23 protein-coding genes, 1 tRNA gene and 1 pseudogene are annotated in these 25,689 nt (G+C 42.2%); 3 read left to right on the forward strand and 22 right to left on the reverse strand.

Annotation, left to right across the window (positions count from 1 at the left end; translation table 11 throughout):
* Window positions 1-75 precede the first annotated feature (75 nt).
* The 8 genes and pseudogenes from ftsA to JEQ21_RS00755 form a co-directional block, all read right to left on the reverse strand.
* Window positions 76-1,237 (reverse strand): annotated as a pseudogene (gene ftsA / locus JEQ21_RS00720) (cell division protein FtsA); the annotation flags it as partial.
* 109 nt (window positions 1,238-1,346) lie between these two features.
* Window positions 1,347-2,483, reverse strand: coding sequence for an FtsQ-type POTRA domain-containing protein (locus JEQ21_RS00725; RefSeq protein WP_199363555.1), 1,137 nt, complete (start codon window positions 2,481-2,483; stop codon window positions 1,347-1,349).
* Complete coding sequence (locus tag JEQ21_RS00730) at window positions 2,483-3,556, reverse strand: UDP-N-acetylglucosamine--N-acetylmuramyl-(pentapeptide) pyrophosphoryl-undecaprenol N-acetylglucosamine transferase (RefSeq protein ID WP_199363556.1); 1,074 nt, start codon at window positions 3,554-3,556, stop codon at window positions 2,483-2,485. Before JEQ21_RS00730 ends, JEQ21_RS00725 begins: the two co-directional genes overlap by 1 nt.
* A complete protein-coding gene (gene murD, locus JEQ21_RS00735; protein ID WP_199363557.1) occupies window positions 3,553-4,908 on the reverse strand; it encodes a UDP-N-acetylmuramoyl-L-alanine--D-glutamate ligase in 1,356 nt (451 codons plus the stop codon). Before murD ends, JEQ21_RS00730 begins: the two co-directional genes overlap by 4 nt.
* A gap of 82 nt (window positions 4,909-4,990) precedes the next feature.
* The gene (locus JEQ21_RS00740; protein ID WP_199363558.1) at window positions 4,991-5,299 is read right to left on the reverse strand and encodes a DUF3165 family protein; all 309 of its coding nucleotides are present in this window, start codon (window positions 5,297-5,299) and stop codon (window positions 4,991-4,993) included.
* 21 nt (window positions 5,300-5,320) lie between these two features.
* Window positions 5,321-7,168: a translational GTPase TypA gene (gene typA / locus JEQ21_RS00745; RefSeq protein WP_196091773.1), complete on the reverse strand. Its 1,848-nt coding sequence runs from the start codon at window positions 7,166-7,168 to the stop codon at window positions 5,321-5,323.
* An 866-nt stretch (window positions 7,169-8,034) separates the two neighbouring features.
* Entirely contained in the window at window positions 8,035-8,418 is a 384-nt protein-coding gene (locus JEQ21_RS00750; RefSeq protein ID WP_199363559.1) for a rhodanese-like domain-containing protein, read from the reverse strand.
* The gene (locus tag JEQ21_RS00755) at window positions 8,415-8,639 is read right to left on the reverse strand and encodes a YqgQ family protein (RefSeq protein ID WP_196091775.1); all 225 of its coding nucleotides are present in this window, start codon (window positions 8,637-8,639) and stop codon (window positions 8,415-8,417) included. The genes JEQ21_RS00750 and JEQ21_RS00755 overlap by 4 nt, the downstream gene beginning before the upstream one ends.
* 65 nt (window positions 8,640-8,704) lie before the next feature.
* On the opposite strand from JEQ21_RS00755, the gene JEQ21_RS00760 reads away from it, so the two are divergent.
* Window positions 8,705-9,361, forward strand: a complete 657-nt coding sequence (locus tag JEQ21_RS00760; RefSeq protein WP_199363560.1) for a prepilin peptidase — start codon at window positions 8,705-8,707, stop codon at window positions 9,359-9,361.
* Here the strand turns inward: JEQ21_RS00760 and JEQ21_RS00765 are convergent.
* The 6 genes from JEQ21_RS00765 to JEQ21_RS00790 form a co-directional block, all read right to left on the reverse strand.
* Window positions 9,323-9,826, reverse strand: coding sequence for a VanZ family protein (locus JEQ21_RS00765; RefSeq protein WP_199363561.1), 504 nt, complete (start codon window positions 9,824-9,826; stop codon window positions 9,323-9,325). The two genes, JEQ21_RS00760 and JEQ21_RS00765, sit on opposite strands and share 39 nt — an antisense overlap.
* Complete coding sequence (locus tag JEQ21_RS00770; protein WP_199363562.1) at window positions 9,823-10,320, reverse strand: YutD family protein; 498 nt, start codon at window positions 10,318-10,320, stop codon at window positions 9,823-9,825. The genes JEQ21_RS00765 and JEQ21_RS00770 overlap by 4 nt, the downstream gene beginning before the upstream one ends.
* An 11-nt stretch (window positions 10,321-10,331) precedes the next feature.
* The gene (locus tag JEQ21_RS00775) at window positions 10,332-11,387 is read right to left on the reverse strand and encodes a SepM family pheromone-processing serine protease (RefSeq protein WP_199363563.1); all 1,056 of its coding nucleotides are present in this window, start codon (window positions 11,385-11,387) and stop codon (window positions 10,332-10,334) included.
* Window positions 11,371-11,865, reverse strand: a complete 495-nt coding sequence (gene coaD / locus JEQ21_RS00780) for a pantetheine-phosphate adenylyltransferase (protein WP_196967104.1) — start codon at window positions 11,863-11,865, stop codon at window positions 11,371-11,373. The genes JEQ21_RS00775 and coaD overlap by 17 nt, the downstream gene beginning before the upstream one ends.
* Complete coding sequence (rsmD, locus tag JEQ21_RS00785) at window positions 11,852-12,394, reverse strand: 16S rRNA (guanine(966)-N(2))-methyltransferase RsmD (RefSeq protein WP_199363564.1); 543 nt, start codon at window positions 12,392-12,394, stop codon at window positions 11,852-11,854. Before rsmD ends, coaD begins: the two co-directional genes overlap by 14 nt.
* 260 nt (window positions 12,395-12,654) lie before the next feature.
* Window positions 12,655-12,960 carry a helix-turn-helix domain-containing protein gene (locus tag JEQ21_RS00790; RefSeq protein ID WP_233340667.1) on the reverse strand — a complete coding sequence of 102 codons (306 nt, stop codon included), beginning with the start codon at window positions 12,958-12,960 and terminating at the stop codon, window positions 12,655-12,657.
* Window positions 12,961-13,146: 186 nt separating this feature from the next.
* On the opposite strand from JEQ21_RS00790, the gene JEQ21_RS00795 reads away from it, so the two are divergent.
* Together JEQ21_RS00795 and JEQ21_RS00800 are read left to right on the forward strand one after the other, a co-directional pair.
* Entirely contained in the window at window positions 13,147-14,628 is a 1,482-nt protein-coding gene (locus tag JEQ21_RS00795; protein ID WP_199363566.1) for an LPXTG cell wall anchor domain-containing protein, read from the forward strand.
* 114 nt (window positions 14,629-14,742) lie between these two features.
* Complete coding sequence (locus JEQ21_RS00800; protein WP_196967101.1) at window positions 14,743-15,717, forward strand: DUF4767 domain-containing protein; 975 nt, start codon at window positions 14,743-14,745, stop codon at window positions 15,715-15,717.
* 51 nt (window positions 15,718-15,768) lie between these two features.
* On the opposite strand, the gene JEQ21_RS00805 is transcribed toward JEQ21_RS00800, so the two are convergent.
* From JEQ21_RS00805 to JEQ21_RS00840, 8 genes are all read right to left on the reverse strand, one after another.
* Window positions 15,769-17,073 carry a hypothetical protein gene (locus tag JEQ21_RS00805; protein WP_199363567.1) on the reverse strand — a complete coding sequence of 435 codons (1,305 nt, stop codon included), beginning with the start codon at window positions 17,071-17,073 and terminating at the stop codon, window positions 15,769-15,771.
* A 125-nt stretch (window positions 17,074-17,198) separates the two neighbouring features.
* Window positions 17,199-19,847 (reverse strand): valine--tRNA ligase, encoded by a 2,649-nt coding sequence (locus tag JEQ21_RS00810; protein ID WP_199363568.1) that lies wholly within the window; start codon window positions 19,845-19,847, stop codon window positions 17,199-17,201.
* A gap of 23 nt (window positions 19,848-19,870) precedes the next feature.
* The gene (locus JEQ21_RS00815; RefSeq protein ID WP_199363569.1) at window positions 19,871-20,470 is read right to left on the reverse strand and encodes a GNAT family N-acetyltransferase; all 600 of its coding nucleotides are present in this window, start codon (window positions 20,468-20,470) and stop codon (window positions 19,871-19,873) included.
* A 481-nt stretch (window positions 20,471-20,951) separates the two neighbouring features.
* Window positions 20,952-22,247, reverse strand: coding sequence for a hypothetical protein (locus tag JEQ21_RS00820; RefSeq protein WP_199363570.1), 1,296 nt, complete (start codon window positions 22,245-22,247; stop codon window positions 20,952-20,954).
* Window positions 22,248-22,270: 23 nt separating this feature from the next.
* Window positions 22,271-23,434, reverse strand: a complete 1,164-nt coding sequence (locus JEQ21_RS00825; RefSeq protein WP_196091787.1) for a helix-hairpin-helix domain-containing protein — start codon at window positions 23,432-23,434, stop codon at window positions 22,271-22,273.
* A gap of 246 nt (window positions 23,435-23,680) precedes the next feature.
* Window positions 23,681-23,896 (reverse strand): acyl carrier protein, encoded by a 216-nt coding sequence (locus tag JEQ21_RS00830; protein WP_199363571.1) that lies wholly within the window; start codon window positions 23,894-23,896, stop codon window positions 23,681-23,683.
* A 62-nt stretch (window positions 23,897-23,958) separates the two neighbouring features.
* Window positions 23,959-24,606, reverse strand: a complete 648-nt coding sequence (locus JEQ21_RS00835) for an HAD family hydrolase (protein WP_199363572.1) — start codon at window positions 24,604-24,606, stop codon at window positions 23,959-23,961.
* 956 nt (window positions 24,607-25,562) lie between these two features.
* Window positions 25,563-25,636: transfer RNA gene (locus tag JEQ21_RS00840), tRNA-Pro, on the reverse strand.
* Window positions 25,637-25,689: the final 53 nt, after the last annotated feature.

Below are 25,689 nucleotides of genomic sequence, written 5' to 3' on the forward strand. Positions count from 1 at the left end.
GCTGAACCGTTTGACTCTGTGTTGTCGGCTGCGATCTAAAAGATACAGTAGCTACTTGCTGTTCTTGAGGAATCTCTCCACGGACTGCACCTTGTGCTAATTGATCTACTTCGGTCATATTTCCAGCATACTCAGCTAAGGAAATGACGTGAGCGAAAGCTGGATTCCGAATTCCAATCTGATTTGGTACGTACAATTTGACTGGAACCTCGAAAATTTCTTGAGCCAACTCAACGATTCCTGGTAGAATGGCTCCACCTCCAACAATCACGATTCCTCCAGGAAGGTCAAGAAGGTGACGTCTTTCGAGATTTTGTTTAATTTGATCGAAGATATGGCGGACACGAGCTGAAATAATTTCAGACAAGTACCGTTCGGTAACTTCAACCGGTTCAACTTCCCCGATTACATCTACTTGGAAACTTTCTTGAGAACTTGCCAATTCTGGATAAGCTTCACCGTAGTTGACTTTCAGTCCTTCAGCAGTTGCCTGAGAAGTTCGTAGCACTTTGGAGATATCTTTAGTGACATATTCGCCACCTTCTTGATAGATATGAGTAAACTGCAGTTCTTGATTTTTCACAGAGGCTACAGTGGTTTGTCCCCCACCCATATCAATTACGGTTGCACCAAACTCACGTTCTCCTTCATTAAGAACAGATTTAGTCATAGCCAAAGGTGAAATAACAATATTATCCAACTTCAAACCTGCCCGTTCTACAGTTTTACGAAGGTTGTGTAAGATGGTCCGAGGACCTGTATAGAGAAGTCCACGCATCTCCAGGCGTGTCCCCATCATACCACGTGGGTCCCGAATACCTTGAAATCCATCAACAATGAATTCTTCAGGTACAAAGGTAATCACTTCCCGATCCGGGTTCATACTTTTGGTTACAGCTGATTCCACTACATTGACAACGTCAGTGCTCGTAATTTCTTTGGTCTCATTGGTAACGGGAATCATGCCTTGGGTTGGCTCAATTTGCAAGAGACTTGCTGGAAGACCAACGTTTACCTGTCCAATCGAAATGCCCGCCTTTTCCTCAGCCTGGTCAATGGCTTTCTTGATGGCAGTGGCAGCAGCTTCGATGTCGACAATTATTCCATCTTTGACACCAGCACTTTTGGCATTGCTGACACCAATGACATTCATTTCTTCATTGATATATTCGGCTACCAGTATCTTGATGGAACTGGTTCCGATATCTAATCCTGTAAAGAAGCCATCTCTAGCCATTACATACTTCCTCTCTTCTCATACAATCTTCAATCAACTTGAACACTCTAAGGCGTGCTAATCACCGTACATTATAACACAATTCTCCAAAAATAAAAGATTTTTTCTATTAATTTTGGGTTACAGATGACTGCGTTTGGCCTTGTGTTGGCGCGTCTTCACCACTCGATTCCTGGCTAGCTTCTTCCTCACTTGCAGTAGGAAAACCATAGGCACCCGCTTCCATGTCAATGGTTGTCGGCTCTTTCACATCTTTTACGATAGAAGGATAATAGGTTAATTTACGACTAAATTCCGATAACGGAACCAAGACCTGATTCCCATCTTGCATCTCAACTGTCACCAGATCCTCTGAAGCCTTACTTGGGGTCGAACGAATGCTGATAATACCTGAGCGAATTTCTTGATCCAATTGCAAGAGTTGTTCACTCAATTGTTTGTACAAGTTGTCCCCCTGCAACTGCGTGCGAATGGAATCCCTCGGAATCGCACTCTCTTCAATAGATTCTGTAATTTTTTCTCCATTGGCCAAAATTGGAAAAGCTTTTCCCTTCTCAATCTGATAAGCCATAATGGCATACTCTTCAACCTGAATAGGAAAAGTCGTGGGAAATTGATAACCAACTGATACCTGACGAACCCATGGACTTGCTTTTTTAATCCGTCGCTCATATGTATTCCGGTTTTGTAAAACCGTTAACGTATAGTCTCTCGGGTCAACTTGTGTCGCAGCTACAAGAACCCTCTGATCTTGGTGATCATTTCCCGTCACTCGAAATTCTTTCAATTTAGAATAGGGACTAATGAAATAAGCTGACACAATCGTTACGAAGGTAAACAAGAGAAAGACTGGTACCAAACGAATGACATGGCGGCGTGCTTTTTTTGTTCGCTCGCGGCGCGCTAGCTTTTGAACTCGACGAAGTTGCCGCTGTTCTTGCTTTACTTTTCGTTGGGCAGCTCGTTCTTGTTGTCTTTCCAGTCGAGCCGCCTTTTGACTCTCACGATTGATGTTAGGGTTCTTATCGCTTTCACTCTGCTGACGAGCAATGGATTGAACCTTTTGCTCTTCTTCAAGAATTTCTTTAGCCGTCGGATCAACGATGCGACCCAGGCGCTGGGCGATATTTCTCTGCCGCTCATGCTCAGCCCGAATACGTTCCGCATCCTTTTGTGCTTGGTATTCACGACTTCGACGTTTCCATTCCTCGCGGTGGCTATTCCCTTTTTTATCCTCGTCAGACATTAGCGGCCTCCTTCGTCTATTTCATTCATCAAAACCTGATAGAAGGCATCCAAGCTGATCAAATCCACGCTATTACTCATGGCATCACGATAACTATCTGCCCTAGTGAGGACTCGATCAATACCATTTTCTAAATTTTCCAAGTTGAGATCTGGCTCTTGGATAGTGATGCTGTAGCCCTTTTTCTCAAAATAGGCAGCATTTTCCAATTGGTCTCCACGACTTGCTTCTTTCCCTAAAGGAACAATGATGTGTAACTTCTCTAGGGCTACCAACTCAAACAAGGTATTAGAACCACCTCGTGTCACTACCAGATCCGCCAGTTCCATCAAATCACGATAGGTTTCACGCGCAAAGGCCAGGCGATAGAGACCTGGAGAGGATTCTTCCAAATCCTTGTTTCCTGTTAGATTGATAATGTTATAGCGTTCCAATAATGACTCACGATGTTGATCGATAAAATCATTGAAGACCTTGGCACCACCAGATCCACCTATGAAAAGAATCGTTCTTTTGTCAGGGTCAAACAGTTCAGATGCCATTTCCTTAATGTCATTTGACAAGTCATGAAATCCTTTTTCAACTTTGGAAATAGCTCCGACGTGCTCTACGCGCGTGTAGTCCCCTTCTAATTGGAAGGTAGAAAAGAGACGTTTCGAGAATTTATAGGCAATTTTATTGGCCAAGCCCATACTTAAATCTGACTCATGGATGTAAGCTGGAATCCCCAGCAATTTGGCCGCAACAACTGGTGGAACTGAGACAAACCCACCCTTGGAAAAAAGGGCCTGAGGTCGAATCTTTAAGAGATAAAAGAAGGATTGGACAGTCCCCCAAGCCACCTTAAATACATCCCAAAGGTTTTGCCAGGAAAAGTAGCGCCGCAATTTCCCTGTTGCGATGGAATGGAACTGGACATCGTATCCACTTTTTTCTAATTGTTCAAATTCAATCCCTTTACGGTCACCAATGTAATGAACTTCCCAGTCATTGGCGATAAATTTTGGAATCAAGAGCAGGTTCAAGGTTACGTGCCCGACCGTTCCTCCACCTGTAAACACAATTTTTTTCATTTTTCTGCTAACTCCTTGACCGCAGCGAGGAAGACTTCCCCTCGTTCTTCAAAATTTTTATACATGTCCCAGCTAGCATTGGCAGGGCTAAAAAGCACTACATCGCCTTTTTCTGCCAATTCAAAAGCTAATTTAGTTGCCGCAACCACTTCTTGAGCAGGGTGGCTGGCCACCCCTGCTTCTTGTGCCAAAAGCTCCAACCGCGGACCAACTTGACCCAAGGTTACTAAGGCCTTAAGGCCTTGGATGTCAGGGAGTAGGTCGCTCAAATCGTTCCCCCGATCAAGACCACCCGCAATCAAGATGACACGCGCATTGTCAAAGCCAGACAAGGCTTTCTGGGTCGCCAGAATATTGGTAGACTTGCTATCATTGTAGAACTGAATCCCATCAACTGTTCCCACCTCTTGAAGGCGATGCCGGACGCCAGAGAAACGACTCAAAGCACTCTCGATAACCTGATTGTCAATCCCTAAAAGTTTGGTCACCAAAATCGCTGCAAGGGCATTTTGGATATTGTGCTCACCCGGAACCCCCAAATCAGCTGCTGCCATTATACGCTCCCCTTGATAAACCAAGTCACCCTGTTCCAGGTAAGCCCCATTCACTTTCTCTTTTGTTGAAAAAATAAGGACCTGTGCCTTGCTACCTGGGGCTAGCTCCTGGCTAAGAGCTTGGTCACCATTGAGGATCAGGAAATCATCCTGGGTCATCTGGGCTTGGATGGTCCACTTGGCTTGAATATACTCCTCGAAAGACTCATGATAGTCCAAATGGCTCGGTAAAATATTGGTGATTACTCCAATATGTGGATGGAATTCCTCCACACCCATTAATTGAAAACTGGACAACTCCATGACTACCTGTTGATCAGCTCCAACCTCTGGTAAAACCTCGGATGCTGGGAATCCAATATTTCCAGCCAAAACTGGTTGACTTCCCGCTTCCTCTAGAATGGCTGCCACCATCATAGTGGTCGTTGTTTTCCCGTTGGAACCGGTGATTCCGATCAATGAATGTGGGTAAACCCGGCTGGCAACTTCGACCTCTGTCCAGATAGGCAATCCCTTAGACTTAGCTGCAGTGACCATTGGATGACTATAGGGAATACCAGGATTTTTAATCATCAACTCAAATCCTTCTTCCAAAAGTTCTAGTGGGTGTCCGCCAGCTACCACTCGGATCCCTTTTTCAACTAATTCACGAGCCTGCGGACTCTCCTCCAGCGCTTGACCTTCATTCACAGTGACCTCCGCTCCCAGTTTGTCTAAAAGCAGGGCAACCGCTCTCCCTGAGCGGGCTAATCCTAATACGATAATCTTCTTTCCCTTAAATTCATTCACATTCTTCATATACTCGCTCCTTCACACTGTCTATTTTACCATTTTTCAGTCAAAAAATTCCCCAAGCTGAATGCACAACTTGGGGAATTCATCATTTACTGCTTCTTGGAAAGACCTTATCCCAATTAATTTTGGGAATGGGAATAAGAGGCTTTCCTCCACCCTTTACGGACAAGCGTCGCAAATCTTTCAAACTAAAATAAGCCAGGGCCAACATGGCAGCCCATATAAAGATTTCCGCAGGAATTCGGAAAAATTGTACCACACCAACTGCTAGAAGGATCATAAAGAGGACTCCTAACAGCACAAGACTAACAATATTAAAAGTACCTTTAATATTGGAGGGAGCTGCAAAGATATAGAACAAAAGTATCAGGATAATGATAATGATGTAAAACATACTTCCCTCCTATGCTTCGTCTTATTCAGCCGCTGCTAGCTTCTTTTTCTTGTTGGCTTTTTCCCGCTCAGCTTTATTCAAAATTTGTTTGCGGAGGCGAATAGATTCTGGGGTAACTTCCATGTACTCATCATCATTGAGGAACTCCAAAGATTCTTCCAAAGTAAGGATCCGAGGAGTTTTGATGACAGAGGTTTGGTCCTTAGTAGCCGAACGGACGTTGGTCATCTGTTTAGCCTTGGTGATGTTCACAGTCAAGTCATTCTCACGTGAATTTTCCCCAATAATCATACCTTCATAAACTTCTGTACCAGGATTTACAAAGATGGTTCCGCGTTCTTCAATGGACATGATAGAGTAGGTTGTTGCTTTCCCTGCATCGATGGAAACTAGGGCACCACGGTGACGGCCGCCAATTTCACCAGCAATGGCAGGAAGGTATTGATCGAAGGTATGGTTCATGATTCCGTAACCACGAGTCATCGATAGGAATTCTGTTGAATAACCAATCAATCCACGGGCTGGGACCAAGAAGACTAAACGCGTTTGACCATTACCAGTCGCAATCATATCCAACATCTCACCTTTGCGCTCGGATAAGCTTTGGATAACAGAACCTTGGTATTCTTCCGGAGTATCAATTTGCACACGCTCGAATGGCTCCATTTTGACACCATCAATTTCCTTGATGATAACCTCTGGGCGGGATACTTGCAATTCGTAACCTTCGCGGCGCATGGTTTCAATCAAGATAGACAAGTGCAATTCTCCACGACCTGACACAATCCATTTATCAGGTGAATCTGTTGGATCAACACGAAGTGATACGTCTGTCTGCAATTCAGCCAAAAGGCGCTCTTCCACTTTACGTGAGGTAACCCATTTTCCTTCACGACCAGCAAATGGTGAATTGTTGACCAAGAAGGTCATTTGAAGAGTTGGCTCATCGATACGGAGGACTGGAAGAGGCTCAACTGCATCCACAGGTGTGATCGTCTCTCCAACGAAGATATCTTCCATACCAGATACAGCAATCAAATCACCAGCTTTGGCTTCCGTAATCTCACGACGTTCGAGTCCAAAGAAACCAAAGAGCTTAGTTACACGGAAGTTTTTAGTGGTTCCGTCCAATTTGGAAAGAGTAACCTGATCCCCGACCTTAATTTGGCCACGGAAAACACGACCAATTCCGATACGACCCACAAAATCGTTGTAGTCTAACAAGGAAACTTGAAATTGAAGGGGCTCTTCTGAATTATCAACCGGTGCCGGAATGTGGTCGATAATGGTATCAAAGATTGGAGCCATGGTTTTTTCTTGATCGGCTGGATCATCTGACAAGGAAGACGTTCCATTGATGGCAGAAGCATAAACCACTGGAAATTCCAATTGATCATCATCTGCACCTAGTTCGATAAAGAGTTCCAATACCTCATCCACAACCTCAGCTGGACGAGCTGAAGGTTTATCGATTTTATTCACCACCACAATTGGTGTTAAATTTTGCTCAAGAGCTTTTTTCAAAACGAAACGGGTTTGCGGCATGGTTCCTTCATAGGCATCCACAACCAAAACAACACCATCGACCATTTTCATGATCCGCTCAACTTCCCCACCAAAGTCCGCGTGACCTGGGGTATCCATGATATTGATACGCACACCATCATAAGCAACGGCGGTATTTTTAGCCAAGATAGTGATTCCACGCTCTTTTTCAAGATCGTTCGAATCCATCGCACGCTCAGACAATTCAGTCCGTGCATCCAAAGTTTCTGATTGTTTTAATAACTCATCCACCAGGGTTGTTTTCCCGTGGTCAACGTGGGCAATGATTGCGACGTTACGGATATCTTCTCTTAATGTTGACATGATTTCCTCAAATCTTTATAGTTTATACTCTTCAAAAATCTCTTTTAACCGTTGTCAGGTCAGACAGTCTGGCAGACCAACTTAGTTTCTAGTTGAAAAAACGAAGTTTTTGTCAACTTTGCCCTACCCTATTTGAAACTTTCTTTGAAGTTTCATTAGCAAGCTCAGAAACTCCTCCAGAGATTTCGACCTGTCTGCGGCTCACATCCTAGCTTAGACATTGATTTCAATTGAGTATTATCCAACACATTATACATGAAATAGAAATCAGTGACAAGCTATGCCAACCAAGAAAGGGTTTTCCTGGGTAATCCGCATTCAATCGAGAATTCATACTCATTACATTTCAAAATCTGAATGTGTTAATCCTCTTCGCCGAACCCTCAGTTCTGTCTTCATCGGATTGCCTTTTCAGATTTCGAACTGTTTCGAGTATCAATAACGGATGTAGTTCAATATGCTCCTAAAAAAGAGAGTGAGATAGAACGATTTTTACAAAATTGTTCGTTACAAGTCTTTGTTTCAAGTTGTAAGCTGAAACGGTTTCTCTCCAAACCGACCTCGCTCTGTTATTGTTAGGCTCGGGTTCAAACAGTCTCTTCCCTGACTGTTTGAATCCGAGCCCCCGCTCTAAAGGCAGGTTGAATGCCTTTAGAGTTTCTAAATGAAATGAACGAAGTTCATGTCAATGTTGATTCGGTTATTTTCGGAGGTCAAAGAGTCAGGAATTGACTCTTTGAGTATCTGGATAAGAGAACATGAAAAGTTCTCTCAATAAAAGCGAACGAAAGTGCCAATCAACCACTGCGTCAAAGTGAATTCACTAACTAAAATAGGATGGTTGAGACTTTTGTCCCAACCTCCAATTATGAATTCGAATTTTCTTTAATCTTACCATTCCAAGAATCAAGGCCTCCGGCCAATAAGTAGAGGTTGCGGTAACCCTGCTTGCGAAGATAAAAAATGGTATTGGTCACTGAAGGACCGCGGTTATTGTCATATAGCAATATAGGCTTGTTTTTAGACAAGGCTGCCAAGCTATCCTTGATCTGATTAGCAGGTATATTGCGTGCTCCAAGAATATGTTTTTCCCGAAAAGCGGCAGGCTCCCGCACATCAATCACCTGTCCACCTCGAATCATAGAAGCAAACTCAGCATTTTCCACCAAAGTTGCTGCACGACGTAAGCGCCAATAGTTAAAGCCCATCCAACCTAAAAATCCAAGCAATACGATTAAAAAACCAATCATTTTTCCTTCTTCTCCTTTTGTTCTAGATAAGCCAATTCTTCCTGATGTTCTTTTTTCAAAACCAACTGGGCTTGGATATAATCCAAACGGTCCATAATCCCAGCATCATAAAGGCGTTCCAACTCTATCTGTGCCAATTCAATATCATAGAGTCGCTTTCCCATATAAATCACGAGGCCATAACCCTTTAAAAATTGCTGAACATCATAAAAATTTTTCATAGGCTTAGTCTACTATAATTTAATCCCCCTCGCAAGATTTGCGGATACTTTTCGAATAAAGAGATATGACAGACCTACTCATCTTCTTTCTGGGAGCAAGCCTGGCTTCATTTTTGACAGCTTGGGCTGATCGCTACCCCCAATCAATCCTCTATCCGCCTAGCCATTGCATGACTTGCCGAATACCCTTGAAGTGGTGGGAGCTAATCCCCATCCTTTCTTTTGTATGTCTTTTCGGGAAGTGTCGCTACTGCCTCGCCTCCATTCCCCTAGCCAGTCTAGCCAATGAGATTCAGGGAGGATTAATCGCCTATGCTTACAACCAAGGCTGGCTGACCCCTTCCTGGACACTCTTTCTCTTTATGAGCCTCATGCTCAGCCACTTCGATCGCAAATCCACTTCCTTCCCTCTCTGCTTCTGGCTGATTCCCCATTGTATCTTAACCCTCCTGCAAGGCCTCCAAATTTCTCCCTATTTTCTCGTAATCATGCTGGTTTTCGCCATTTTTCCATTAGGAATGGGTGCTGGCGATTGGGCCTACCTCGCAAGTCTAAGTCTCTTCCTGCCCCTTACGGACTTGCTGCTTATTCTCCAACTTGCCACTTGCCTCGCCATAATCGATTTTTTAGGTAAAAAAGGAAAGGGAGTTTTGCCCTTTCTTCCCATTTTGCATACAGCTTTATTACTTGGTTGGGGTTGGCAACACTTGCCTTTTTTCTAACCAGAGATAGGTTCGGTAGGCTAGATAGGCTCCTAAAGTATTTGTCCACAAATCATCCATTTCAAAAACGCGGTTGAAATCCCACAAATAGTCCAGCAGCAATTGGCCAAGCTCTATCGATAAGGACAGGTAAAATCCTAACCATACAATCTTGTACAGAGTGCGAAAATTTGGTTGGAGTACTAAGATTCCTAAAAGTAAGGGATGGAGCAGGAAAATATTTAGGGCATTTTGCAAGAGTATTTTCAGTAAATGCATGAAGCTGGTGGCTTGATTTAGATTCCAGAGGCTGTTTAGGGGAGTCAACAAGAAAGCCAGTCGTCCCCGATAGAAAACACCAGGAGTTGGCAGGTCTGGATTCGGGATCTGCGGACTGAAACAAAAAAAGAGAATCAAAAAGGTGTAACCTACTGTCAGACCTATCCAAAATGGACGTGACTGCAACCAAGAATAGACTCGCCTCATCCCCGCTCCTGTTTCTTGCGAATGGAGAAATTCCGGCTGACCGACGGTTTATAGGCAACTGTTTCTTTACGCCAGCCAACCCGTTTCTGCTTGCGGCCTTCTTTGTGCCTAGAATCTCGCTTACGTTTTTGATTTTTATTAGGATAGATTGGATGGGCATTTTCAAGTACAAAGTAGGCTGCCCCGAAACTACAGTACTCAAGAAGATACTCATCTAATCGCGAAATCTTAGACCAGGTATGCTCTGCTCGTTTATCCCGATAAAATCCTTTAAGGCGCAATTGCTCGTTGCTCCAATCACCCACGATATAGTCAAATTTTAAGAGCAGATTGGAAAATCGTTGACTAAAGCTCACTGGATCAAAAGCTTCACCATAATCTGTTAAAAGAGTAAAAATGACTTCCTCAGCCTCAATCCGATCCCCTTGCCGAGTAAATTGAGGACCAGGAAAGCGATTGTAATTATAGAGTTCTGGATCAAAAAACTTACGCATAAGCTTCTCCTTTAGTCTTTCCTTTTGGTATCTTCTAAGTATTTAATGGCATCGTCTAAGGTTTTAACCGGTACAATCTTCATAGAAGTCCCCAATTCTTTAGCTGTTTCCTTGGCCTCCTCCGCATTGGATTTGGCTTTTGGATTCGCTTTTTTCTCTTCATCTGTTAAAGGATTATCTGGGACAAAGAAAATTTCTGCGCCTGCCTCATGGGCTGCAACCACTTTTTTATCTGCTCCGCCAATTTCGCCGACTTTACCATCTTCGCTAATGGTACCTGTCCCAGCAATAATCCGTCCATCACGTAAGTCTGGATCTGCGAGTTGAGTATAAATGGCCAAAGAGAACATGAGACCTGCACTAGGACCTCCAATCCCTTCAGTTGAAAATTCAATCGGGATGTCACTTTGAACCTCAGTTCGGTCAATCAATCCAATCCCGATTCCATTTTTCCCATTTTCCAGTTTGATTATTTTCCCCTTTTCAGACCGATTTTCTCCCTGGTCTTCAAATTCTACGCTGATTTCATCACCAATTTTTAATTTGCCCACATAATCTATCAATTCTTGGGAACTTTTGAAAGTCTTACCATTAACACCGGTTACTGTATCACCAAGATGCAGAATATTTTTAAAAGTAGAATCCTCAGCTAAGCTCAAAACATAAACCCCTAAAAATTTCATCTCAATTTCTTTTTTGGCCTTGGTTAACCCCTGGTATTTGGCGAAATTTTGAGACGTTTGCATGTAAAATTGATTAATCCGCTGATACTCCTCATCACTAGCACCACCGGTCAAATCCGCTGCTGGAATAATATCTGTATGAGGCGTTAAACCGGCATACAGCATGAGGGGTAAGTTTGCTCGAATAACCCCTATTGTCACAAACTGGTACTCGCCATCTGCCTGATCCTCTTCCTTATTAACCCGTAGAACAGAGCTAACAGCATCTGACCCACCTGGAACCTCGATATAGTAAGGCAGCGGAATCCAGAAGGAAATAATCAATAATCCTAAAAGCACTACTGGCAGCAGCCAAAGTTTCCTACGTTTATTTTTCGTTTTCATATTTTTTCAACACCATTCCAAGCACCGGAGTCGGTACATATTCTGAAATATCTCGTCTAAAATGAATCAATTCCCGCATACGGCTGGAACTAATGGGAGCTAAATCTGGCTGGGCTATCAAATAAAGAGTCTCCAGCCCCTCTGTCAAACGACGATTGAAATAATCCATATTGGCTTCATAAGCAAAATCCTCCGAGTTTCGCAAACCTCGGAAGAGAACATCGATGTATAACTCCCGCGCAACATCCGCCAACAGCCGATCTTCAACAAGAATAATTTTTACATTGGGGACATTCACCAGAGACTCTTGAAGAATTTGAAACCTCTCTTCCATCGTAAAGAATCCTGACTTATTCGGGTTTGCAAAAATTCCCACATAGAGGATATCTACCAATACAGAAGCTCGTTCAATGATATTTACATGCCCATTTGTCAGGGGATCGAAAGAACCTGCATATAAGCCCTTATTGACTTTCATAAATGGTCACCTTTGAAATTCCGTAGACTTTCTCTTTCCACTTGTAATTCGTTCCTATGGAATCGGGTAAATCAACTCCCTTATCGGTTTCACAAACAATCAAGGCACCTGAAGCTAAAAGCTGCTTCTGCTCTAACTCTAAGACTGTCTGCACAATGGTTTCCTTGGCGTAGGGAGGGTCCAATAAGACTAAATCAAAGGGCTGATTCAACTGGGTCAAGGCACGCTTAGCCTCCATTCTCATCAACTGAAAACGAGAAGTCTCCTTGGTCATCTCAATATTGGCCGCTACAACAGCCTGAGCACGACGATCTTTTTCAACAAGCACCGCCTGGTCCATCCCCCGTGAAATCGCCTCAATACCCAAAGAGCCTGAACCAGCATACAAATCCAATACATGACCCCCATCAAAATAGGGACCGATCATACTGAAAATGGCCCCTTTTACCTTATCTGTTGTCGGCCGAGTTGTCTGCCCAGCCAGGGTCTTAAGTGGTCGCCCACCATACTTTCCTGCTACTACTCTCATACCTGTTATTATACTCCATTTTATCTGTTTTTTACAAGATTCCACATAACATAGACCATAAAATCACAAAAGGTCCTGTTCGATTGGTACTTGAACAGGACCCTTGAATGAAGGTTTAGAAATTTTTTCCAATTTCAAATGGAAGCTTTAATAAATTTTTCGTCTGCTATTTATTCAATTTTTTAATACCCAAGCGCCGACAAATCCAACGACAACTCCGGTTGTAAATGCGACTGTCATCTCACGTTCCTCCTCCCATATTAGTTTTCGATACTAAATTTAGTGGAGATTATTCCTTGAAAATCCCCCCCCCCCGACTTTTCATACATATTTTCATATATCGAAGTTTTTCGATTTTCCAGCTCTAGTACACGCGCAAATTCAAGCAAACTGATCCCAACCGAAGCAAGCAATTGATCAAAATTGGACAGAGATACATTTTTCTTCCCCAATTCAAATTGACTCAGCAATTGAGGGCTGATGATATCTCCAGCAGCTTCTTTTAGACTCACTTTTCGTTCCTTTCGAATTTTACGAAAAGCTTTTCCATAACAACTCACACCCATAAGCGACCCTACCTTGTAACTTTTATCACATATTTATTATACAAATTCTTGGCCAGAAATTCAATTCCCTCTTAGTTTCCATCCAAACTAGACTCTCATTTTTTTTACCAATTTTTAACCTCTAGTTAACTAAACCTGATTTTCTTTTTTTATTTTCTTACAATAAATTAAAAAAAGGAGATTTTTATGAAGAAGAATTATTTGAAAAAAGTAACCCTTACCTCCGCCACAACTCTCAGTCTACTTCTAACGACAGGTATTGTTATGGCCGAAGATGAAACTAACAACTCTAGCTCAGAGACGATAACAAGCACTCAAAACACTACTGAAGAAAGCACTGATAGTAGCGAAACTAGCTCCTCCGTAGAGGAAACAGAGAACTATATTCCTGGGCAAGGGAAATTAGAAAATATAGGATTTCAAATTCATCCAGATGGACTCTCCGTAGACTTTCATCTAACTGTCACTAATCTACCCGAAAACAAATTGAAAGGTGCTAATAGTGTGTTTGCTACAGTCTTGAGGAATCAGAAAACCAACGGAGACTATATTGGTAGCTCGAATCCTTATATTACTGGAAATTTCATGGATCTTGCAGTCACACTGAGAAGTTCTAAAGAAGAGTTACCTGTTGTTGAATTTAGTTTGTATTTTGGGGACTCATTTGAACAAAAGTCTGAAACAAAGAACTTTAAAGCAGTAATCAGTGAAAAGGGAATCATTCGGTATATTGCTGATGCTTCTGGTATTATTATTGCCACGAGACCAGGCGAAAACACGATTCAAACTCTAGCTGAGCTTGATACAAGTGAAAATTCTAGTTCAACTGAGAAATCTAGTTCACCCAAGAAATCTAGCTCCTCTGAGAATTCTAGTTCCACTCAGTCAAAATCTAGCAGTCAAAGTTCAAGCCAGAATAAAAGCGAATCTGAAGATAAACTCACCAGTTCAACAAGTAGTAGTTCTTCGAGTTCAAAGGAAACTAAGACAACTTCCTCCAGTCCCACTCAATCAAATTCCTCAAAGCAGCCTACAGCAACAACTAGTAAAATTCCAAGCAAGTTGGTTGGGACCTGGACCCAAAATGGTGACACTATCATCATTCATGCAGACGGCTCAGGGACGCACAAAAGCAGCAATGCTACTTCAGACTTTATCATTTCAGAAGTCCTTGATCATGGCAATGGCAATTACGAAATAGTTGATCAAAAAGAAGCGATGAAATTCTATCGTCCAGGAACCTGGGGAATTGAAGGCATGCGCAAAGTACTGCTTGGTTTTAATCTAACAGGTGACACCCTTAAACCAACCATGTGGGTAGCCGATGGTCCAGGTCAAGATGCTCCAATTGATTTTGAAAATAGTTACAAAGAGGAAAGCACTTATACCCGTCAACAAAATCAATCTGAAACAACGGAAAGTCAGTCTCAAGTTGAAGACAAAAAACAAGAGAATACGACCAACAACACATCTTCTGAGACACCTGAGACATCTGAAAACAGTCAGACAAGTACTCAAATGACCCCACAAAAAACTAAGAAACGTACAGGAATTACCCGTTTCTTACCAAACACTGGTCAGGAGGCAGCAGCTTACATTGGAGTCATTGGTCTAGCTATCCTTGGACTAGCCTACTTCCTCATTCGCACTAAACCAAAGGATAAATAAAAGCACTTATAACTTTTCCCCATACTTGTATACAAGTCCTCACTAGATGAAAGGCTAGTGGGGATTTATAATTAATCATAATCCAATTCTATTTTTACCAGGGAGATAACGATTTTGAAAAAGAAATTCACTTTTGCCTTTCTACCTAAATTCATTTTCAACCTAGTTCTACTAGCTTTTCTATCGTTATATCAGTGTTCACAAATATTTGCAGAGGATCAAAAACAAGTTCTTCCCACAGAAGTAACCGGTACATGGACTGGAGGAAACTATAATGTTAACGATCTTCCACAACAGACAACACTTATACTAAAAAAAGATGGTGACGGAAATCTGTTCACTGATAAATATGAACAGAACTTTAAGATTGACAAATTAATTAAAACTGCTGATGGTGGTTATGTCGTCTATTCAAAAAATTTTAGGGATAGTCAAGATAAGCAATATCTGCTATATGTTAATGGGGATTTACTTGAAATATATGATCGAAAACTGCAAAATAATAGTTCATTAAATGAACATCAAGCCTCAACACTTTCAAGAAATGAGTTTGATTTCTCGACCAGATATTTACGAGATATGGATCCAACAAAATTGAAATCAAAACCAAGTACTGAACCAGTTTGGAACGAGATTAAAGCAAGCAAACTTAAATCTTTTATGGAGGAATATGTTCGATCAGGACTTCAACAATTTGGTGCCAATTCCAATAATACCGTTCAATATAATGCAGAAGAACTTGATTTAAATGATACTTTAGTCCATATGGGTGTTCATGGCTTTTTAAAAGGAAGTCGCATCCTTGTAGGACATAAAGAAAATAGAAGTAGTGAACTTCTGGCTATTAATCGGGTACTTGTTCAAACTTCTAAGGACGGCAGTGGTACTGCCCAATACAATATTTTATCAAGCTACGGAATATCCTCAGAACACTTTCCTCTAGCTCACTTCTATTTCACCATAAATGAAGGCAAACCTCTAGTTCTTATGTCTCAACAAACGCAAGGAAATGAACTCGGAATGTATTACATGTATCCCTCCTACGACCCCAAACTCCAAGAAGCCTTTGCTGCAATCGTCAATGAATAAAAACAAAAATCCCAATTCTTCTCTCCATAGAGACTGAGAATTGGGATTTTCTTATTGACTGACCACCAAAGCTCGTCCCCAATCTGTATCCAAAATGGTTTGGAGCATGGCCACCTTGTAGCGGGCAAATTTTAGAAAGGGAACTTGGAGATCTTCGAGCTGTTGAAGGAAGTCTTGGCAATCTTTCTCAAATTGAGCACGATTTAGACGAAAAGGCTGGAACCCCTCTACCTGTAAAAAAGTGAGAATGGTCTCGAAATCTAGACCAACCAAAAGGGAATGGTGACGATTTTTTAAGTGGTTATTAATTCGTATATCATCCTCCATATCTCCTACCAGATAGTCATCGACATAAGCCTCCTCTGTTCGATCAGACCAAGGGACTGGTGTAGGTAGGCTGCGTCCATAATCATAGTTAATCAGGCGAGCTTGGCCACTCACTTGGTCAAAAACCACTGAATAGTTTCCAGCATTGGTATGCCGATCCTGGTTCAAAGTCAAGATGTCCAAAGCAATTTGATCTCGTAAGAAGGCCCGTGCCTGTGGTTCATCAATTCCGTCAAAAGAGGAATAGAGCTTCACCAAATAATGAAAGCGTTCCAAGGGTGGACTGTCGACAACTTTTTGGGCAAAGGTCTCTAAAGCAGTGAGTACCTTTCGTTCTCGTTGCCGAGGATCACTAAGAACCCAGTCCACTTCGGTTTCCTTGGTCAAAAATGGGGACAAGGTTCCCGACTGTAAGCTTTTACCATCATCAATCATCAGAAATTGATAGCGAGCATGGCTATCGGTATCCAAGCCTGAGAGATTTTCGATTAAAATCGATACCAAGGTCTCGGCTACTGAGGAATAGCTATAGTCATAATTCCCGGCTTCCCAGTCATCTCCAAATTCCGGATTAACATTATCCCGCTTCACCATAACAGGTTGACCTTCCTGTAAGAAAACATCCTTATGTTGATTGCCTTTGAGAAGATTATCGCCGAAGGTCTGACCGCTCTCTAGCATCAGCTTCCCATCTAGGATTCGAGCTTCCTTAAGGGACAACGGACCATCCTGATTGGGAAAGTCTAGGGTTAGATATGGTTCCTTGGCAGAGAAAGCCATTCCTGACGGAATCTCTTGTAGGAGTTCTTTCAAACTGCGATTGTCTGTCCGGTAATTGGTCCGAATCAAATAATTTAATTCTGCCTCCAAACCAACATAGGTCTGTTTATTTTCTGGAAAAACCAAGCTCGTAAAAGAACCTTCAGAATGGGGCTGACCGTTCCTAATGATTGGCTGGGCTGTTTTCTCCTCAGGATTCACCTCAAAGGATATCAGAGAATAGTACCCTAATTTCAAATCAACTTTCATAAACACCTCCATGCACATAGCTCATTTCGAAATCAAAATACTCGAATCATTCAAAGAACGGACTAGTGAAAGCCCATGAGTATTTCACAAAACCCCGCCAGTCTTCACCAGCGAGGTCCTCTATTTTATACCAATTTTTTCATTTCTGCAATCCGTTCTTGGGTTGCGTCAAATTTAGCCTGGTAATCGGCTTGTTTGTCCTTTTCTTTTTGAACGACTTCAGGTTTGGCATTGGCTACGAAGCGCTCATTACCCAATTTTTTGGCAACCATATCGAGCTCTTTTTGCCACTTGGCCAACTCTTTGTCCAAACGTGCCAATTCCTCTTCAACATTGAGCAAGTCTGCCAATGGGAGGTAGATTTCAGCGCCAGAGATAACCGCACTCATGCTGAGTTCTGGTGCCTCCAAATCAGCCGCAATTTCCAAGTGCTCTGGATTGGTGAAGCGCTTGATGTAGGTGACATGGTCTTGGAAGAAGCCTTGTAAGCCTGCATCTTTGGTTTTAATCAAAATGCTAATGGGCTTAGACGGAGCTACGTTCACCTCAGCTCGTGCATTGCGGACAGTCCGAATCAAGTCCTTGAGACTTTCAACTCCAGCATGAGCTTCCTCATTGGCGAAGCTAGGATTCACCACTGGATAGGCTGCATGGACAATGCTTCCTTCTGCATATTGTCCATAGATTTCCTCAGTTACAAATGGCATGATTGGATGCAAGAGTCGCAAAATTTGATCCAATGTATACAGAAGAACGGAACGTGTCACGACTTTCTCAGCCTCATCCTCACTGTAAAGAACTTCCTTGGTCAACTCAACATACCAGTTGGCAAACTCTTCCCAGATAAAGTTGTAGAGGATATGTCCAGCTACACCGAATTCAAATTTTTCAAAATTGTCAGTGACTTTGGCGATCGTTTCATTCAAATTATGCAAGATCCAACGGTCGGTTACATTGCCAGCTTGACCGCTTACAACCTTTTCAACCTGCTCACGTGCGGCTTCCAGACTTAGCCCTTCATTATTCATCAAAATATAACGCGAAATATTCCAAATCTTATTAATGAAGTTCCAAGAGGCGTCCATCTTCTCATAGGAGAAGCGGACATCTTGCCCAGGTGCAGAACCATTGGAGAGGAACCAACGAAGGGCATCCGCACCATATTTGTCAATGACATCCATTGGGTCAATTCCATTGCCCAAGGACTTGGACATCTTACGGCCCTGTTCATCGCGAATTAATCCGTGAATAAGAACATTCTTAAACGGCTGACGGCCTGTGAACTCAAGGGATTGGAAAATCATTCGAGACACCCAGAAGAAAATGATGTCATAACCCGTTACAAGGGTTGAGGTTGGGAAATAACGTTGGAAGTCCGCCGATTCTGTATCTGGCCAACCCATGGTTGAGAAAGGCCATAGCGCAGAAGAAAACCAAGTATCCAAGACATCCTCATCTTGAACCCAGCCTTCTCCCTCTGGAGCCTCTTCGCCGACGTACATTTCACCTGCTTCATTGTACCAAGCTGGAATTTGATGTCCCCACCACAATTGACGAGAGATCACCCAGTCATGAACATTTTCCATCCATTGAAGGAAGGTATCGTTGAAGCGTGGAGGATAGAACTCCACCTTACCTTCCGTATCTTGGTTGGCAATGGCATTTTTAGCCAGTTGATCCATCTTGACGAACCACTGCGTAGATAAGCGAGGTTCAACCACTGCACCTGAACGTTCAGAGTGCCCTACTGAGTGAACACGTTGTTCGATCTCTACCAAGGCTCCCAGTTCTTCCAATTTCGCAACAACAGCTTTACGAGCCTCGAAGCGATCCATGCCAGCGAACTCACCCGCGAGTTCATTCATGGTTCCATCATCATTCATCACATTGACCTGTGGCAGATCATGGCGTTGACCAACAAGGAAGTCATTGGGATCGTGGGCTGGGGTAATTTTAACAACCCCGGTTCCAAACTCTGGATCAGCGTGCTCATCCGCTACAATTGGAATCGGCTTGTTCACAATCGGCAAAATAACATTCTGTCCAATCAAATCCTTATAACGTGGGTCTTCTGGGTTAACTGCAACGGCCACATCTCCAAACATGGTTTCAGGACGAGTCGTCGCAACCTGAAGGGCGCGTGAGCCATCTTCCAATATATAATTCATATGATAGAAGGCACCCTCAACATCTTTATGGATAACCTCAATATCAGATAGAGCTGTGCGAGCTGCTGGATCCCAGTTGATGATAAATTCACCACGGTAGATGTAGCCTTTTTTATACAAGTCCACAAAGACCTTACGAACAGCTTGGGACAAGCCCTCATCCAAGGTAAAACGTTCCCGGCTATAGTCTACTGACAAGCCCAATTTCCCCCACTGTTCCTTGATTGTGGTCGCATACTCATCCTTCCACTCCCAGACCTTGTCCAAGAATTTTTCACGTCCAAGATCATAACGACTGATGCCTTGCTCCCGCAAACGCTCTTCAACCTTGGCCTGAGTTGCAATACCGGCATGGTCCATTCCTGGTAACCACAAGGTATCGTAGCCCTGCATCCGTTTTTGACGGATAATAATATCTTGCAAGGTTGTATCCCAAGCATGACCCAAATGCAATTTACCGGTTACGTTTGGCGGCGGAATCACGATAGAATAAGGCTTAGCCTCTGCATCACCGGATGGTTTAAAAGCATCTGCTTCTAACCATTTGGCATAACGCCCAGCCTCAACCTCGGCTGGATTGTATTTCGTTGATAATTCTTTTGACATTTTATTCTTTCCTTTTATTTTATTTAGTGGTTTAAATCGATAAGTTCTTCCCACTCGCTCCTTAACAGACCAAACCTCAATTCATCTTCTCTTTGTCCTCTCAGAAGTTCACGTCCCCTCAGTCTAGCTTCAAGAACAAATCCTGACTTTTTCGCAACGGCTTGGCTCTGAAGATTTGAAGCATGACAGGCAATTTCCATTTTATAAAGCTCCGGTATGAGGGTAAATGCCGCATAGCACAGGGCTTTGACAGCCTCGGGAACAAGGCCTTGCCCCCAGTAGTCAGGATGGAGAACATAGCCAACTTCGTAGATATCTCCCAGCTTTCCATGACGCCGATTGAAATCGACCGAACCGATGACACTATTCTCCCCTTTCAAGGTGATTCCATAGCCCCCTGGTAAACCAGCCTGCACCATTCGAAGGGGAATACCCTGGATGAAAGCCTCTTCCTCTTCTACGTTTTTCATAAGCGGAAAACCAGCATTGGTCGCGACTTCCGGTAAACTAGCATTGGCAAACATATCTGCCGCATCCGCAACCTTACGCTCTCGAAGGTAGAGGCGCTCGGTCTCTACATCTGGCAATTGATTCTGGACGAATTCACCAAGTATCTTTATCATTCTACCTCCTTCTGAATCAGCTCTATCTTAATGCCATCGGGATTTAGGGCATAGCGTCTCTCACAATCTCGGCCACCAGCATAGGGAAAAGCTTCGTCTTATAGAAGCCGCACTCCAATCCCAAAAAAGTCTTGTCGCCAATTCCCCTGTCACTTCAAAAGCTAAATCATTCAAGCCAACCCTTGTTCAGTGAAATCCCATTTGTATAGTCTTGTAGTTTACTTTTAGTACAAGGCAGCGAGTCGTAGACAGTACTGAAGTACGGCAAGACGAGCTAACACAGTAATAAAAGATAAACTAAAAGAGTATAAAACATCATCAGGAGCTTGCACAAATACCAAGTAGATGCCTTCTTTCAAAAAGGAGAAGCCCCTCCCAATCTTGGTAAAGAATGTAGCCCAGATTGTTTAGGAGAAACTCATAGAACCTACGAGAAGTCGCTAAATCAGAGACATAGATTTCAATATGATTTAACAAGACATCACCTCTTGCGGAAGATAACTCCGTTTTCTTTTAGTTGCCGAACCGTTGCAGGTCCAATTCCACGAATCGCCAGAACTTCCTTCTCTGTCTTTTTCTCAAAATCTTTAAAACTCCGAAGTCCTGCATTTAGTAGAAGTCGTTTCTTATCAAACTGAAGTCCTTCGTAGGACGGCTCAGAGAACAGATGTACAAGATCATCGAGATTACCTTGAGGCAAAGTCTTTAGTAAATCACTAAGGGTAGAGTCCTGCGGTCCACTTGAATTCTTTTCTGGAAGATGATTCGGTTGCCTTTCCTGAAATTCCAGATACATGTCTGTCAATTGATTTATCAGAATGGCCTTATCCGCTAGAAATAAGCCTAGAGGGTTGAGAACGTGAGCTATTGAATGTTCATGTTCCCCCTCACACTCTTCCTGATTATGATGCATAACGTCCAAGAACCACTGAGGATTTCCCAGAGCTGAAGCAAATTCAGGATCTTCTCTAACGAGATCCTCAAACAAGTCATTCGCTCGTTCTGAATCGCCCGTCATTAAACTCGCGATTACAGCATAAAGATTGAGACCAGCATCATAAACATTCTCTGATAACCTATCCCTGTACATGTCTAATACAAATTCAGGTTGGAAAGTTGAACAATAGACACTTGCCATTAAATTGTGCAAATAGCCAGGACTCCCTTTTTCAAAGACATATGGTTCAAGGATATCCATAATGTCAAGTGCCAAGTTAAGCAAACCTTCCTCGAAATAGACTGTCAGTAGAAAGGTCAAGGCATCTAGATACTGACCGGTTAGAGGGTGGTCCCAGGCAGGAGAAGTAACTTCTTCTAGTTTCTGCACCGTTAGATTCGCAAAAGTTTTGTAGCTCTCAATTGTCTGATAGGTAAATTGTTCACGACTATCCATTAAATAGTACCATTGCGCTTCAAAACTATGGACATGTTCTTTGGCTAGTTGTTCCAGGACCCTAGTTCTCTCTGATCCCTCTTCCATCTGAAGAGCATGAAGTAGAGCAATCCCAACTTCAACTGTCTCTAGTTCGTCCTCACTCGCTCCTACTTCCTGCAAATTTCCAACTAGGTCATCAAAAATACTAAGGTCCATATTTTGGGTATCGGATACTTTAATATTCTTAGAGGCCAGAGTAGTTTCATCTGAAATAAAGTCAGAATCATCAAACAGGTCAATGGTGTGATTGACTTGTGATCCTGTATCCAAAAATTTTTTCTCATCCTTATACTCTCGGCGCATCTGCTTCAATACTTTTTTATTACTTTTCTTTTTGGCCATAGGACACCTCCCGTTTTTTTTAACTATAAATGATTTCGAAAATTGACACCATTTGCCTTTAATTGGTTAATGGTCTTTTTCCCAATTCCAGGAATAGCTCGAATTTCAGATTCTGTATGCTGCTCTAAAGCTTCCAAACTCATGATCCCAGCATCGCAGATAGCGTGACCCTGCCGCAAGTGAATACCTTTCATGGCAGGACTGTTAAAAAACTCATTTCGTTTTGTAGGAGAATCCGGTTGATTTTCAATAAAATTTTCTACAATATTATTTAACTCAAAAGCCATTTTCCTTTTATCTATTAAAAAACGAGACATAAAACTTAAAGAAAACCGGAGGTACTCCGCCGAATTTGGACGGTAATATTCAAAGTCATTATCACTATGAAGTCCGACATTCCAATAAACCTGTCCTAATACATGAATTGCAATCGGATTTAACAGTGCTAATTCTTCAAAAACAGAAGCTGCTGCCTTGTGATCACCATGCAACAAATGAGAAATGATTAGATGCACTAGGACACCATCATCCTCCCAGCCTAATGCTTTTTGATATTCATAAAAGTTCACAATATCCTCATGGCGGTATAGCATATTATAGACCGATAGCATCGGATAAACAAACATATCAGGAAATTCCTCTGTATGCATCTCCAAAATAAAATCCACAAGTCCCGCAGCCTGAGTAAGAAAATCCATTTCTAAATAATAGATCAGCACAGAATACAGGGCTTTTAAAGGTTCTCTCGATTCAAACCATACCCAAGAAGCATATCCTTCTTTTGCCCAAGCATCCTTTGCCTTTCTTTGAATCTCCTGAGCTTCAACGAAATCATCATAACAATACTCATCTCGACGTGCAGAAAATAGATAGCTTTGAATAGCTAAATTATCTGGATATTTCTTTCGAAGTTTTCTGAAAGCTCTTAATCTCTCGATTGGATTTTCCAATGCACGAGCATCATAATAAGCTCTCTCCTCCTTCGTGAGACCATTATCAAAAGAAAAATTCTTATTTTCAAACAGATTTTGAATTCTTTCTTTTAAATGTTCAATATCAACTTGTGGTTGTTCTTCCACATCATCTTGAAGCCAAGATTCAAAGTTAATAATCTTGGATTGACCATTCCTCAGGTGATCTCTTCTTAATTCTTTGAGTTTTTTTTTCGAATTTTTCTTTTTAGCCATTGTTTTTTCCTTCTTGTAAAATAAAAATCCCTGTCTTATGACAGGGACGAAGATTTTTCCGCGGTACCACCCAATTTCGGGCAAGGCCCGCAACTTAATTGTTATTCAAAAAACCATTTAGCAACCCATCTCAGCTCCTTCTGCGGATTTCTCAACCCCACCGCTCTCTGTAAGAAGGCTTTCCTAAGATTCCTCTAAACAGCCTCATTCTACCATAGAAAGCAGTCTAAGGCAAGAAGAATTGGCTTATTTTTCGACAAATGCTACTAAATCCGCAATACTTTTAATGTTCTCATCATCATTAATTTCAACATTAAACTCATCTTCGATGGCCGTAATAACTTGGAAGAAATCCAATGAATCAACATCCAAATCATCAAATGTAGTTTCCATAGTTACTTGATCCGGATTTACTTCCAACTCTTCCACAATAATGGCTTGAATTTTTTCAAATGTAGACATAAGCTACCTCATTTCATGTATTATGGAAAAAGTATATCATAAGAATTCCCAAACCGCAAAAGTTAGAGGACTTCCAAAAGAGGAATAATTTGCCCCAAGTGGTCAATGGTCCGACTAGCACGACTTTGATCTAAACCAAAACGGTAATCTCGAATGGCCCAGACCTCAGCGCCTGCACGGGCTCCCGCCCGAATTCCTTTTTCACTATCTTCGATAATCAAGGTATCTTTTGGTTCCACCTCAAGAGCTTTACAAGCTGCTTGGTAAATCTCTGGGTTTGGCTTAGATTCCGGGAACTCTTCTCCAGACAGAACTACATCAAAATAAGAAGTAATTCTCAATTCCTGTAGAGCACGGTCAATGTCCTTTTTAACAGAACTAGATGCTAGACCAAGTGGATAGCCCTTCTCTTTTAGACCTTGCAAAACAGTATGAACGTGAGGAAAAACAAGATCTCGGTAAGGTAAGGGATTCTCCTTCTTATGCGCCAAATAACCTGCCTGCAAAGAAGGCACATCAAATTCATCATAAGACTCACCTAGAATATTTTCCCACACATGCTTCGTATTCCCACCAATAAAATAAGCTGGTGGTAAATGATTAATCGAGATTCCTTGATTCGCTAAGTAATTCTCCCGACGTTCATAATAGAAACGCTCCGTATCAAATAAAACCCCATCCATATCAAAAATAATGGCCTGAAATGACATATAGATCCCTCGCTATAAAATTAGAAATGAAAAAAACATGAAAGTTCACACATTCTATCCTACCATCATAAAAGACCAGTCGCAATACCAATAGGACATGAAACCGTATTTGTTTTAAAACAGGAGCAAAGAATTCACACAAACCACATCTTAAAGGATGAAGGTACAACTTTGGTCTAACCCTCAATATTCCAATACTAAAGCTATGCTAATTCAGTCATTCATAAGAGCTTTGACGCGAAGCCCCTTCCCTTTATCTATAAACACTCTCCCCACTCAATTCCTGAGTGGAGGAGCGAGCGAAACCTTGGTCCAATTGGACTAAACAATTTGTTGATAGTCTTCGCTATGAGACTTGTTTTGGTGTACAAAAAAAGATGACATTACTGTCATCTGCTCTAGTCGGGAAGACAGGATATTGACGCGAAGTACCTTCGCTTTATCGAAATACTCTCTCACTCAATTCCTGAGTGAGAGAGCGAGCGACACCTTGGTCCAATTGGTCTCAAACAATTTGTTGATAATCTTCGCTATGAGACTGGTTTTGGCGTACAAAAAAAAGATGACATTACTGTCATCTGCTCTAGTCGGGAAGACAGGATATTGACGCGAAGTACCTTCGCTTTATCGAAATACTCTCTCACTCAATTCCTGAGTGAGAGAGCGAGCGACACCTTGGTCCAATTGGTCTCAAACAATTTGTTGATAATCTTCGCTATGAGACTGGTTTTGGCGTACAAAAAAAAGATGACATTACTGTCATCTGCTCTAGTCGGGAAGACAGGATATTGACGCGAAGTACCTTCGCTTTATCGAAATACTCTCTCACTCAATTCCTGAGTGAGAGAGCGAGCGACACCTTGGTCCAATTGGTCTCAAACAATTTGTTGATAATCTTCGCTATGAGACTGGTTTTGGCGTACAAAAAAAGATGACATTGCTGTCATCTGCTCTAGTCGGGAAGACAGGATTCGAACCTGCGACACCTTGGTCCCAAACCAAGTACTCTACCAAGCTGAGCTACTTCCCGTAACTATAAATTCGGTTGTATCTCAGCTGTAGAGTACTTGCTAAGTAGATTTG

Source organism: Streptococcus sp. 121, from assembly GCF_016458205.1.
Classification (GTDB): domain Bacteria; phylum Bacillota; class Bacilli; order Lactobacillales; family Streptococcaceae; genus Streptococcus.

Coding starts and splice junctions, on each gene's coding strand:
- JEQ21_RS00725 (WP_199363555.1), bottom strand. CDS start 2,483: ATGTCTGACGAGGATAAAAAAGGGAATAGCCACCGCGAGGAATGGAAA.
- JEQ21_RS00730 (WP_199363556.1), bottom strand. CDS start 3,556: ATGAAAAAAATTGTGTTTACAGGTGGAGGAACGGTCGGGCACGTAACC.
- murD (WP_199363557.1), bottom strand. CDS start 4,908: ATGAAGAATGTGAATGAATTTAAGGGAAAGAAGATTATCGTATTAGGA.
- JEQ21_RS00740 (WP_199363558.1), bottom strand. CDS start 5,299: ATGTTTTACATCATTATCATTATCCTGATACTTTTGTTCTATATCTTT.
- typA (WP_196091773.1), bottom strand. CDS start 7,168: ATGTCAACATTAAGAGAAGATATCCGTAACGTCGCAATCATTGCCCAC.
- JEQ21_RS00750 (WP_199363559.1), bottom strand. CDS start 8,418: ATGATTGGTTTTTTAATCGTATTGCTTGGATTTTTAGGTTGGATGGGC.
- JEQ21_RS00755 (WP_196091775.1), bottom strand. CDS start 8,639: ATGAAAAATTTTTATGATGTTCAGCAATTTTTAAAGGGTTATGGCCTC.
- JEQ21_RS00760 (WP_199363560.1), top strand. CDS start 8,705: ATGACAGACCTACTCATCTTCTTTCTGGGAGCAAGCCTGGCTTCATTT.
- JEQ21_RS00765 (WP_199363561.1), bottom strand. CDS start 9,826: ATGAGGCGAGTCTATTCTTGGTTGCAGTCACGTCCATTTTGGATAGGT.
- JEQ21_RS00770 (WP_199363562.1), bottom strand. CDS start 10,320: ATGCGTAAGTTTTTTGATCCAGAACTCTATAATTACAATCGCTTTCCT.
- JEQ21_RS00775 (WP_199363563.1), bottom strand. CDS start 11,387: ATGAAAACGAAAAATAAACGTAGGAAACTTTGGCTGCTGCCAGTAGTG.
- coaD (WP_196967104.1), bottom strand. CDS start 11,865: ATGAAAGTCAATAAGGGCTTATATGCAGGTTCTTTCGATCCCCTGACA.
- rsmD (WP_199363564.1), bottom strand. CDS start 12,394: ATGAGAGTAGTAGCAGGAAAGTATGGTGGGCGACCACTTAAGACCCTG.
- JEQ21_RS00790 (WP_233340667.1), bottom strand. CDS start 12,960: ATGGGTGTGAGTTGTTATGGAAAAGCTTTTCGTAAAATTCGAAAGGAA.
- JEQ21_RS00795 (WP_199363566.1), top strand. CDS start 13,147: ATGAAGAAGAATTATTTGAAAAAAGTAACCCTTACCTCCGCCACAACT.
- JEQ21_RS00805 (WP_199363567.1), bottom strand. CDS start 17,073: ATGAAAGTTGATTTGAAATTAGGGTACTATTCTCTGATATCCTTTGAG.
- JEQ21_RS00810 (WP_199363568.1), bottom strand. CDS start 19,847: ATGTCAAAAGAATTATCAACGAAATACAATCCAGCCGAGGTTGAGGCT.
- JEQ21_RS00815 (WP_199363569.1), bottom strand. CDS start 20,470: ATGATAAAGATACTTGGTGAATTCGTCCAGAATCAATTGCCAGATGTA.
- JEQ21_RS00820 (WP_199363570.1), bottom strand. CDS start 22,247: ATGGCCAAAAAGAAAAGTAATAAAAAAGTATTGAAGCAGATGCGCCGA.
- JEQ21_RS00825 (WP_196091787.1), bottom strand. CDS start 23,434: ATGGCTAAAAAGAAAAATTCGAAAAAAAAACTCAAAGAATTAAGAAGA.
- JEQ21_RS00830 (WP_199363571.1), bottom strand. CDS start 23,896: ATGTCTACATTTGAAAAAATTCAAGCCATTATTGTGGAAGAGTTGGAA.
- JEQ21_RS00835 (WP_199363572.1), bottom strand. CDS start 24,606: ATGTCATTTCAGGCCATTATTTTTGATATGGATGGGGTTTTATTTGAT.